This window comes from Pseudomonas sp. PDM13 (assembly GCF_025685765.1).
GTDB classification, from domain to species: Bacteria; Pseudomonadota; Gammaproteobacteria; order Pseudomonadales; family Pseudomonadaceae; genus Metapseudomonas; species Metapseudomonas solani.
This window is the reverse complement of the sequence record NZ_JAOTQU010000038.1, coordinates 28486-40397: the sequence shown is the minus strand read 5'-3', so window position 1 is coordinate 40397 and position 11912 is coordinate 28486. Positions and strand designations below refer to the sequence as shown.

9 protein-coding genes are annotated in these 11912 nt (G+C 56.8%); all 9 read right to left on the bottom strand.

Annotated features, from left to right (window positions below):
- Positions 1-16: 16 nt before the first annotated feature.
- Positions 17-1771 carry an asparagine synthase (glutamine-hydrolyzing) gene (gene asnB, locus OEJ36_RS28420; RefSeq protein ID WP_263404356.1) on the bottom strand — a complete coding sequence of 585 codons (1755 nt, stop codon included), beginning with the start codon at positions 1769-1771 and terminating at the stop codon, positions 17-19.
- Position 1772: 1 nt separating this feature from the next.
- Positions 1773-2327 (bottom strand): sugar transferase, encoded by a 555-nt coding sequence (locus OEJ36_RS28415; RefSeq protein WP_263404355.1) that lies wholly within the window; start codon positions 2325-2327, stop codon positions 1773-1775.
- Position 2328: 1 nt separating this feature from the next.
- Positions 2329-3846 carry a murein biosynthesis integral membrane protein MurJ gene (murJ, locus tag OEJ36_RS28410; RefSeq protein ID WP_263404354.1) on the bottom strand — a complete coding sequence of 506 codons (1518 nt, stop codon included), beginning with the start codon at positions 3844-3846 and terminating at the stop codon, positions 2329-2331.
- On the bottom strand, positions 3846-4676 hold the full coding sequence (locus OEJ36_RS28405) for an aldolase/citrate lyase family protein (RefSeq protein WP_263404353.1): 831 nt from the start codon (positions 4674-4676) through the stop codon (positions 3846-3848). Before OEJ36_RS28405 ends, murJ begins: the two co-directional genes overlap by 1 nt.
- Before the next feature lie 708 nt (positions 4677-5384).
- Positions 5385-5669 carry an integration host factor subunit beta gene (gene ihfB, locus OEJ36_RS28400; protein ID WP_021221182.1) on the bottom strand — a complete coding sequence of 95 codons (285 nt, stop codon included), beginning with the start codon at positions 5667-5669 and terminating at the stop codon, positions 5385-5387.
- Positions 5670-5818: 149 nt separating this feature from the next.
- A complete protein-coding gene (gene rpsA / locus OEJ36_RS28395; protein ID WP_043243257.1) occupies positions 5819-7498 on the bottom strand; it encodes a 30S ribosomal protein S1 in 1680 nt (559 codons plus the stop codon).
- Positions 7499-7861: 363 nt separating this feature from the next.
- Positions 7862-8548, bottom strand: a complete 687-nt coding sequence (gene cmk / locus OEJ36_RS28390; RefSeq protein WP_263404352.1) for a (d)CMP kinase — start codon at positions 8546-8548, stop codon at positions 7862-7864.
- Entirely contained in the window at positions 8548-10788 is a 2241-nt protein-coding gene (locus OEJ36_RS28385; protein ID WP_263404351.1) for a bifunctional prephenate dehydrogenase/3-phosphoshikimate 1-carboxyvinyltransferase, read from the bottom strand. Before OEJ36_RS28385 ends, cmk begins: the two co-directional genes overlap by 1 nt.
- Complete coding sequence (hisC, locus tag OEJ36_RS28380; protein WP_263404350.1) at positions 10781-11893, bottom strand: histidinol-phosphate transaminase; 1113 nt, start codon at positions 11891-11893, stop codon at positions 10781-10783. The genes OEJ36_RS28385 and hisC overlap by 8 nt, the downstream gene beginning before the upstream one ends.
- Positions 11894-11912 lie beyond the last annotated feature (19 nt).

Genomic DNA, 11912 nt, shown 5'->3' with positions numbered 1-11912 from the left:
ACCAAACCCTCTGAAATCAGACCATGTCAACCCAATGCTTTAATGCAATGAGCGCACGCAACTCTCTAGTTCGATTTCGCGTGTTCGAAAAATGCTCCTCACATATAGAACTCAACGCATCATTGGAGAAAGAGTCATTGGGAAGATTAGACAAGCAATAATCTTTCTTGGTGGTCTTGAACCACTCCCCGACCGGAACTGTAAACATCTGTTTCTTTCGATAGGCGAGATGCTCACCAATCAATGGCGCCACGGCCTTCTTGTAAATATATTTCGTCACACCATCCTTGAGCTTTAATTCACCCGGCATGCGAAAAGCAAACTCCATCATCCGATAGTCAAGAAATGGAGTACGCGCCTCAAGAGAAACAGCCATTCCCATTCTATCGGGCTTCACCAGATTATTGCCGCTGAGCAACAACTGCATATCCAGGAACAGAGCCTGATTAATCCGGTCCTGATGGGAAACAGCTTGAAAATACGGAGCCGCAATGTCGAAAGACTCAATTCCACGCAGACGCGCAGCCATCTCTGGCTTATAGAGCGCAGATTTGCCGTGGCTGGTGAACAAGGAAATACTGTCAAAGTAGCGACGCTGGAACTCGCTATCTGTAAGCGTTTCAACATCAGGATTGGAGAAGAAATCTCTATGCTTGTCATAACCGGCAAACAACTCGTCGCCGCCATCGCCTGTCAGTACCACCTTTACATGTTTAGCCGCTAGAGCGGAAACACGATAGGTAGGAAGAAACGATACATCGCCATGAGGTTGATCGCAGTGATAGGTCGCCATGGGCCAGAGTTCCAGCATGTCAGGCGCGACGCGCTCCATAATATGCTGAGTACCGAAGCGACTAGCTGCTTCCTGGGCGTATATCGACTCATCGTAACGGGGATCATCAAAGCCTATGCAAAATGTCTTGACCGGCTCAGGCATATGCCGAGCCATTAACCCTACGACAGTGCTGGAATCCACCCCACCCGACAAAAAAGCGCCAAACGGAACATCGCTTCTCAAGCGAAGCCGCACCGCATCATCAAGAATATAGTTAAATTCCTCTATCCAATCAGCTTCGGATCGGCCATGTACCGGCTCGACGGAAGCCAAGTCCCACCAGCGTGATACCGAGCTGCCCGCCCGGGTAATCTTCATCACATGTCCCGGCATGAGATGATGAACACCCTGATATAGAGTGAGCGGGGCAGGTACATAGTTAAAGGTCAAGTAATGATGCAAGGCCTCCTCATTCATTGCAGGACGAGGCATCCCAGCGCGGAGCAGTGACTTTATTTCGGAACCAAAAGTCAGCTGAAGTCCATCGTCGTGCACATAAAGAGGTTTAACGCCGATCCGATCCCTGACTAAATAGACGGACTGCTCACGGGCATCATAAATGGCAATGGCAAACATTCCATTTAGCTTGCTGACAAAAGAAATGCCTTCACGCTCATACAAGCGCAATAGCACTTCCGTATCCGAATGAGTGCGGCACGGGTATCCCGTCCGGGCTAAATCGACGGCGAGTTCAACGTGGTTAAATATCTCTCCGTTTTGCACGACGACAATTTTCCCGTCATCTGAAACAAATGGCTGATGACCGCCTGCAAGATCAATTATCGAAAGCCGCTGGTTGCCTAGCGCGAGACCGGGGGCGCTGAAGATCCCTTGATCGTCAGGCCCGCGGTGCTGGATTGCCATTCCCATGGCGTTCAATTTCTCAGGTGAAAGGGAGCGCACTCCCCGGTGGAAATAGCCAAAAATGCCGCACATTTCAGTTGCCGCCCTTTCCAAAAACTTGTTTGAATGTCAGTAGAATAATCTGAATATCCTTGAGCAGCGAGACCTGTCGAGCATATTGCAAATCCAGTTCTTTACGTTGGCTCTCTGTAGCCGCCGAACGTAGCGTCGCCTGAGCCAGACCAGTGATCCCTGGGCGAACACTAATGCGCAGGCTCCATTCATCATCAGTGTAAAGCGCCCTCTGTGCAGGTACATCTGGCCGTGGTCCCACAACGCTCATTGACCCCGAGAGCACATTCAACAACTGTGGGAGCTCATCAAGGCTAGTTCGCCTAATGAACCGCCCCACTCGAGTAATACGTGGGTCACCATCTGCCGTGGCGTATCCCCCGAGTTTGTCCGCATCTACCACCATGCTGCGAAACTTATAAATAAAGAACTCGCGCCCATTCCGACCAATACGCCTCTGCTTGAACAGGACAGGGCCAAAATCAGAGAAGTAGATAGCGGCTGCAACTCCGATCATCAGTGGTGACAAGATAATGATTGCCGCAAGTGAACTAAAAAAATCAAATATTCGCTTCATTTCATACCACTCTTTCCCGTAATCGCATCATGTAGAGTACCGCGACAGCACTGATACTGAATGCGATTCCCGCCAATCCTAAGCGCCATACTGCCAATGGCCCCATTAGCCATGATCCGGCAAGCTTCAGAAACAAGAAATCCAACAACACCGCTATAAGGACAACTGCAAAAATTAACACACCAAGCCGAAGAATGAATGTGCCTCTTAGTACAGCCTTAAGGGCAGACCAACCCGCAACCCGAACAAGATTGGCAGCCAACATCATATGAAAGACCGGTAAAGCCAACATCAGAACGACAGGCTCTTTCATCCAAAGGCCGGGAAGGCAAAGTAACGGGAGAAACAACATGACTACAGCGGTACGCCGCAGGACTTCCGACGGCCGTCTTTGCGCATTCACCGCAGCAGCAGCGAGGCTCGAAATACCAACGAAAGGCACGCTCAGCAACGCGACCTGCGTGAGAGCCGTAATATGCTGAAGCCCCGCAGTATTTATCTGCCCAGCCCCAAATATTATAGAAATCACGGCATCAATGAATGGAAGTCCGCACAGTACGATGACAATAGACAGTAACACCGACCGCTGTAACGATACGTTCAGGATATCGTTAAAGGCACCAGTATCTTGTCGATCATGCGCCTCACTCAGCCGAGGAAATGCCACAGTGGCAAGGGTGGTAATAATAATTCCCAGAGGCAATTCGACCAGTTTAACGGCATAGTTAAACGCAGCTAACTCACCCTCCCCAAGCCATGACGCTCCCGCCCGCAAGATTAAGGGCACCACCACCAGCAGAGAGGCCGAAGCAAGCCCCGCCACAAAGCCTAGCAACAACTGCTTATCCAGAACCCAACCATAAGACGCATCATATACCTTGGGCAGACGTCCAACTCGAAGCGCCAGGAGCTGACTAAGCCAACGAATTAATGCACCCAGGAAAATCCCAGCGCATAGCCAAGAGAGATACGCCCCCCCAATAGTCACAGCGTAGAACAGCCCACCGATGACACAAAGGTTGAATATCAACGTACCGCAGCCTGCAACAAAAAAACGGTCTCTTGCATTCAATGTCGCCGAACTAACGCCGGATAGCGCAGTTAGGGGAATAGCGACTGCAATGGCATAAATCATCCAATTGTCTAGCCAGCGCAGCGGACTGAGCACCCCCGGGGCCAATAAGCCGAACCACGCCGTCGGTGCCATTACGAAAATCGTTGCTAATGTGGCGAACCCCCCGCCCACGACAATAGAAGCCTGGAAAAAAAGCGCCGCCTCTTTACCTGAGTCCGCCGACCTCAATGCCGGAACAAGAGCGACACTTAACCCCCCAGACAGCAGAAGATTGACAAGAAGATCAGGAATCGAGAGGAGAATAATTGCAACATCTGCCTCGGCGGACAAACCGAATGAAGATGCAATTAAAATTTCCCGGCCGAAGCCTGCCAGTCGCCCCCCCATCAAAGCCAAGCTCAAGAAGAGCCCAGCCCCAAGTAGATTTCGCTGCGCCTGCGTCATCACTTCAACCTGCGCGCCCTTATCGACTCAACTATCAATTTTACTTTTTCTTGAACATCACGATGATTAGCCTGCAACGTTTCAGAATCATAGCTCTTGCTTCTCTGAAATGCGCTCTTGAGTTTGCCAAGCTCTGCGGGGAAGTCCATCTGCTTTCTGATTTCGGAGACAGATGAAGCTTGACGATGAAACGTTCTAGAAAGGATGGCGGCTGTCGATCCTAAACGAACATGCTCGGCCAATAGTAACTCCGCTGGCAACAGCCCCTCGCCGACACGCGCGATGCCACCGATGCCAAAGGGTTTACCACTGCCCCGTAATATCTCAGCCATACTATCGACCACTCCGCTGGCCAAAGGCTCAAACATGAAGTCGAGGCCAAGCTCTAGATGAAGATCGTTTAGGCCAATATGCACCTCGTCGACACCTGGCACGTCGACACACGCTTTAAGATTGGCAGCAGCAGACACGGTCTCGACGAGAAGATTGCAGCGTGCACGCCCCCCTACTGCCGCTGTAAATAACTCAACCTCCTCTACACAACGAAACATCGGAAGCATAAGTACGTCAGCACCCGCCTCAATCGCAAGGTCAATTTCAGCCTCGCTTCCTTCATGGATTGGGTTGATACGAACGAGCAAACGCCCCTCCGGTACTACCGATCTGATCCGGCGAACATCATCCAACGTGTGCCGGCTGATCACGGTGCTAAGGTGCCCTTGACGCGCATCCTTACCAATAATCTCAGTATCTACAAAGATACGATCTACGCCACTTGCGATAGCAAACGCTGCCATATCGACGCAATTGGTTATCATGAAAAGCTTCATCAATAAATCTCTGCACTCAGAACATTATGATCGGCAAAATACAGTAAATCACATAAATGCAACCTTAGAACCTTACAAATAATACTGGAAACCAGAAACACTCTTAACTTATCCATCTACCAAAGCAAAGCACCAAATAACGCAGCAGCGGGCCTTCACAGTACGCTTGGACTAGCCATAGTGGGTATGTTCACACCCTTACAACAGCCAAAAAACAGATAGCATTGACGCTTAAACATTAATAAGAATAGTTTCAAGATTCTCGCCACATAGCCAGGAAACCTCCCGCGGTGATTGCACACGGTGGAAAGCACCTCAAAAAGTGGAACGGGCGCCAACCGGCAGAAAAACCAATCGGAAGACTCAACTGCACAAAGGGCAAAGGTAAGGCGCTTGGTCCATCGACAGAAAATAGGCGGGCTACAGCAGTATCGCGAAATGCCGAAGAGAGTAGCCGGAGGAAGAATCGAGGAGTACCACACTAACAAATCCCTTGAAAATAACGAAACTAGAGGGGCTCAGCCCTAGGTGTGAACTACCGGCCTAGCGGCCTATACAGCAGAGAATAGAGGTAACCTTGCTCCAGCTAGACAACTGAAGGCGCATTCTGCCTACTTTCTGGTATTTCGCAAGCAGGCTATGTACGACATCTACTTTGAAGAGGGGGTTGCGCAGCGAGCCTCCTGCTCAATCACCTTGAACTCAAGCCTACTCCTCCTCGTTAACCCGATCCCGTAACTCCTTGCCCGGTTTGAAGTGCGGCACAAATTTACCATCCAGGCGAACCGACTCACCAGTCTTCGGATTACGCCCTGTACGAGGCGCACGGAAATGCAGGGAGAAGCTGCCAAAGCCGCGTATCTCGATACGATCCCCCGTAGCCAATGCCTGGGACATCTGCTCGAGCATGGTCTTAATGGCAAGCTCCACATCCTTCGAGGAAAGCTGGCCCTGATGGGTAACGATTCGTTCGATCAACTCCGACTTGGTCATGGTTTTTCCCTTCTATATCAAGCGGCTAGATCAGCTCTACGCGGTTTTAGCATGACCACGGAGCTTTGAACAGCCCTAATAACCAAGGGTAAAACTCAGACAACAAAAAGGGCGGCCTAGGCCGCCCTTTTTGATGAAGGAATCAGGACTTAGCCCTGGTTCTCCATCTGAGCGCGGATCAGATCACCAATGGTGGTCGGACCAGTGCTCTCGGATTCCTGCTTGCGCAGTTCCTTCATTGCGTCTTTCTCGTCGTCCACGTCTTTCGACTTGACGGACAGGCTGATGACGCGGCTCTTACGGTCGATGCTGATGATCTTGGCTTCGACTTCTTCGCCTTCTTTCAGCACGTTGCGCGCGTCTTCAACGCGGTCACGGCTGATTTCGGAGGCTTTCAGGATGCCTTCGATGTCATCGCCCAGGGTGATTACAGCGCCCTTGGCATCAACTTCCTTGACGATACCGCGCACGATGGTGCCCTTCTCGTTCAGGGAGGCGTAGTTGGAGAACGGATCGTCTTCCAGCTGCTTGATACCCAGGGAGATGCGCTCGCGCTCCGGATCTACGGACAGGATGACGGTATCAAGCTCGTCGCCCTTCTTGAAACGACGTACGGCTTCTTCGCCAACTTCGTTCCAGGAAATGTCGGACAGGTGAACCAGGCCGTCGATGCCGCCTTCCAGACCAATGAAGATACCGAAATCGGTGATCGACTTGATGGTGCCGGAGATCTTGTCGCCTTTATTGAAGCGACCGGAGAAGTCTTCCCACGGGTTGGATTTGCACTGCTTGATACCCAGGGAGATACGACGACGCTCTTCGTCGATGTCGAGAACCTGAACTTCCACTTCGTCGCCAACCTGAACGACTTTGGACGGGTGGATGTTCTTGTTGGTCCAATCCATCTCGGAAACGTGCACCAGACCTTCCACGCCTTCTTCCAGCTCTGCGAAGCAGCCGTAGTCGGTCAGGTTGGTAACGCGCGCGGTTACGCGGGTGCCTTCCGGGTAGCGAGCCTTGATGGCAACCCATGGGTCTTCGCCCAGTTGCTTCAGGCCCAGGGAGACGCGGTTGCGCTCGCGGTCGAACTTCAGAACCTTGACGTCGATCTCGTCGCCAACGTTGACGATCTCGGACGGGTGCTTGATGCGCTTCCAAGCCATGTCGGTGATGTGCAGCAGGCCGTCTACGCCGCCCAGATCAACGAATGCGCCGTAGTCAGTGAGGTTCTTGACGATACCTTTGACTTGCTGGCCTTCCTGCAGGGATTCCAGCAGAGCTTCACGCTCGGCGCTGTTCTCGGCTTCCAGGACGCTGCGACGGGAAACGACAACGTTGTTGCGCTTCTGGTCGAGCTTGATGACTTTGAACTCGAGCTCTTTGCCTTCCAGGTGAGTGGTGTCGCGCACGGGGCGGACGTCCACCAGGGAGCCCGGCAGGAACGCGCGGATGCCGCTGACGTCGACGGTGAAACCGCCTTTGACCTTGCCGTTGATAACGCCCTTGACCACTTCTTCAGCAGCGAAAGCAGCTTCCAGAACAATCCAGCACTCGGCGCGCTTGGCTTTCTCGCGGGACAGCTTGGTTTCACCGAAACCATCTTCTACCGCGTCCAGCGCAACGTGAACTTCGTCACCCACGCTGATGGTCAGCTCGCCCTGTTCGTTGTAGAACTGCTCGACCGGGATGACGCCCTCGGACTTGAGGCCAGCATGCACGGTGACCCAGTCACCGTCGATGTCGACCACGATGCCGGTGATGATGGCACCCGGCTGCATGTCGAGGGATTTCAGGCTTTCTTCAAAAAGTTCTGCAAAGCTTTCGCTCATGATCATACCTGTAGTCAAAGGCCACTAAAGGCCCTATTCCGCACTACCAGCAAATGCGGTCAAGTCAGTGATTAAAGGTGAAAGGGACGTTAACTGGTATCCCGTTCCACCCCTGCGGCACCACGCTCAGTCGGATGACTGGCAATGAGGCACATCCTTTCGGAATCAGAACCGGCCCGACCTCTAACGAGAGAAATCAAGCCGACATAAGGGCTGGAATGTTAGCAATGAGGTTGACTGCCGTCAATTGCCACGACTTGGCGAAGCCGGGCCTTCAGCCCGACGGGTCGCCAATGCCCTGGTCGCTGTGAAAACGACAACGCCGCGACCGGGGGCCGCGGCGTTGTCGGCGTAGATACCCGATCAGTCATCCAGCCCCAGATCAGCAAAAGCCGCGAGAATCCGCTCCAGCACCTCGTCGATGCTCAGATGGGTGGAGTCGAGGATCAGCGCATCCGCAGCGGGCTTGAGCGGCGCAACGGAGCGCTGGGTATCACGCTCATCCCGCTCGATGATCTCGTTCAGCAGGGAAGCCATCTCGACCTCCATGCCCTTGCCCTTCAACTGCAGATAGCGGCGACGCGCACGCTCTTCTGCAGTAGCAGTGAGGAAGATCTTCAGCGGCGCATCGGGGAACACCACGGTGCCCATGTCGCGCCCATCGGCGACCAGGCCGGGCGCCTCCTGGAATGCGCGCTGACGCTGCAACAGCGCATCGCGCACCGCCGGCAGTGCAGCGACCTGCGAAGCCCCCGCCCCCACCGTCTCGGTGCGGATGACGTCGGAGACGTCCTCGCCCTCGAGGATGATCCGCTGCACGCCACCGGCATTGGAGAGGAACTGCACATCGAGATGCGCCGCCAGAACCTTCAGCGACTCCTCGTTGGTCAGGTCGACGCCATGGTTACGCGCCGCGAAGGCCAGCAGGCGATAAAGCGCACCGGAGTCCAGCAGGTTCCAGCCGAGGCGCTTGGCCAGCAAGCCCGCGACCGTGCCCTTGCCCGAGCCACCCGGGCCGTCGATGGCGATGACCGGCGCTGCAGTACTCATCACTTGCCCTCTTCGGCGACTTGGATGCCGACCTGCGCCGCCAGCCCGAGGAAGTTCGGGAAGGAGGTCGCGACGTTGGCGCAATCATGAATACGGATTTCCCCACCCGCCCGCAGCGAAGCGACGCTGAAGGACATGGCGATGCGGTGGTCGCCGTGGCTCCAGACCTCACCACCACCGAAGGCCCCGCCGTCGATGATGATGCCGTCCGGGGTCGGCTCGGCCTTCACGCCCAGCGCTACCAGGCCATCGGCCATCACCTGGATGCGGTCGGACTCCTTGACCCGCAGCTCTTCGGCGCCACGCAGCACGGTACGCCCTTCGGCACAGGCGGCAGCGACGAACAACACCGGGAACTCGTCGATGGCCAGCGGCACCAGGTCCTCGGGGATATCGATGCCCTTGAGCTTCGCAGCGCGCACGCGGATATCAGCAACCGGCTCGCCACCCACTTCACGCTGGTTCTCCAGGGTGATATCGGCGCCCATCAGCTTGAGGATGTCGATCACGCCGGTACGGGTCGGGTTGATGCCCACGTGCTCCAGCAGCAGTTCGGAACCTTCGGCGATGCTCGCGGCGACCAGGAAGAAGGCTGCCGAGGAAATGTCCGCAGGCACTTCGATATGGGTCGAAGAGAGCTTGTGACCGCTTTCCACGGTTGCAGTGCTGCCATCCACGGCAACGGGGTAGCCGAAGCCCTGCAGCATGCGCTCGGTGTGATCACGGGTCGGCGCGGGCTCGGTGACGGAGGTTTCACCGGCGGCATAGAGACCGGCGAGCAGCAGGCAGGATTTGACCTGGGCGCTGGCCATCGGCATCTCGTAGCTCATGCCGGTAAGGCGCTGGCCACCACGGATGACCATTGGCGGACGGCCTTCGGCGGCAGTTTCGATCACTGCGCCCATTTCGCGAAGCGGCTTGGCCACGCGGTTCATCGGGCGCTTGGACAGCGAAGCGTCGCCGGTCAGGGTGGTGTCGAACGGCTGGGCGGCGAGCAGGCCGCTGAGCAGACGCATGGAGGTACCGGAGTTACCCAGGTACAACGGGCCGGGCGGCTGCTTCAGGCCATGCAGGCCAACGCCATGGATGGTCACGCGGCCATGGTGCGGGCCCTCGATAACCACCCCCATGTCGCGGAACGCCTGCAGGGTCGCCAGGGCGTCTTCGCCCTCGAGGAAGCCCTCGACCTCGGTCGTGCCTTCGGCCAGGGAGCCGAGCATGATCGAGCGGTGGGAAATGGACTTGTCGCCCGGAACGCGGATACGTCCGGAAAGGCGGCCACCCGGCTGGGCCAGGTAAATCAGGTCGTTATTGTGCATGGCGTCCACATAGGCCCTGCGGGCCAGGATTTTACTGAAATGTTCGCGGGCGACGCGGGCGCGAGTGAAAACGCCCAGCAGTTGATGCCCATCCCCAGCGTCGACCGCGTCGCGCAAGGCGTCGAGGTCGCCACGAAATGCGTCCAGCACCCGCAGCACGGCCTCGCGGTTGGCGAGGAAGATGTCGTGCCACATGACTGGATCACTGCCGGCGATCCGCGTGAAATCGCGGAAGCCACCGGCGGCATAGCGGAAAATCTCCAGGTTCTCGCTGCGCTTGGCCAGCGAATCCACCAGGCCGAACGCCAACAGGTGTGGCAAGTGGCTGGTGGCGGCGAGCACTTCGTCGTGATGCTCGACCTGCATGTGCTCGACGTCAGCACCCAGCTCGCGCCAGAGCGCATCGACCAGAGCCAGCGCGTCGGCATCGGTGGAATCCTGAGGCGTCAGGATCACCTTGTGGCGACTGAAGAGTGCGCCATTGGCCGCCTCCACCCCGCTCTGCTCGGAGCCGGCGATGGGGTGCCCAGGTACGAAGCGCGCCGGCATGCCATCGAAAGCCAGGCGCGCGGCACGCACGACATTGCCTTTGGCGCTGCCGACATCGGTCAGCACCACATTGCCGAGATCGAGCTGCGCCAGCTCTTTCAGCAGGCGCTCCATGGCCAGGATAGGCACGGCGAGCTGGATCACCGCAGCCCCCTGACAGGCGGCAGCGAGATCGACCTCGCAACGGTCGACCACGCCCAGCTCCACGGCCAGGCGGCGCGACTCGGCGTCCAGATCGACACCCACGACTTCATCGAACGCCCCCTTCTCACGCAGCCCCTTGGCAAAGGAGCCACCGATCAGGCCAAGCCCGATCACCACGAGGCGCCCGAGCTTAGGAGAACGCTGTTGCAGCGGCATGACATCAGCCACGGGCAAGCACCTGCCCCAGAACGTCGAGAAAGCGCTGGTTCTCCTGGGGGAGACCGATGGAAACACGCAGGAAGTTCGGCATGCCATAGCCGGCTACCGGGCGCACGATAACGCCGGCAGCCAGCAAGGCCTTGTTGATCCCGGCAGTATCACGACCGAAATCGATGGCAATGAAGTTGCCACGGGACGGAATCCACCCCAGGCCCAGCGCGCGGCAACCGTCTTCCAGTTGCGCCATGCCGGCATCATTGAGACGACGGCTTTCGGCCAGGTACTCGGCATCCGCCAGGGCTGCGCACGCGGCTGCCAGTGCGAGACTGTTGACGTTGAACGGCTGGCGCACACGGTTCAGAACATCGGCGACGCGGGCCGAGGAAATCCCGTAGCCGACGCGCAGCGCGGCGAGGCCGAAAGCCTTGGAGAAGGTGCGGGAGACCAGCAGGTTCGGATAGCGCGCCAGGTAGTCGAGGCCATCAGGCAGCTCATCGCCCGATGCGTACTCGATGTAGGCCTCATCCAGCACCACCAGCACGTTCTCCGGCACTTTGGCGAGGAAACCATCCAGCGCTTCCGGGCCGAACCAGGTACCGGTCGGGTTGTTCGGGTTGGCGACGAAGACGACGCGGGTCTGCTCGTCGATGGCCGCCAGCATCGCCGGCAGGTCATGCCCCCAATCCCTGGCCGGCACCACCTTGGCAGTCGCACCGACAGCCTGGGTGACGATGGGATAGACGGCAAAAGCATGCTCGCTGAAGACCGCATTCAGGCCCGGGGCCAGGTAAGCACGACCCACCAGCTCGAGGATGTCGTTGGAACCATTGCCCAGGGTTACCTGCTCCGGCTTCAGGTCATAACGCTCGGCCAGGCGACGCTTGAGCTCGAAGCCGTTGCCATCGGGATAGCGGGTCAGTTCGGCCAGCTCGGCACGGATGGCTTCGATCACCTTCGGGCTCGGGCCCAAGGGGTTCTCGTTGCTGGCCAGCTTGACGATGCCGGCCGGGTCGAGGTTCAGCTCGCGGGCCAGCTCATCAACCGGCTTGCCCGGCACGTAAGGCGAAAGTTTCTGCACGCCCGGCTGTGCCAGGGCGAGGAAGTCGCAGCTCATGGGCGCTCCTTGGGAAATC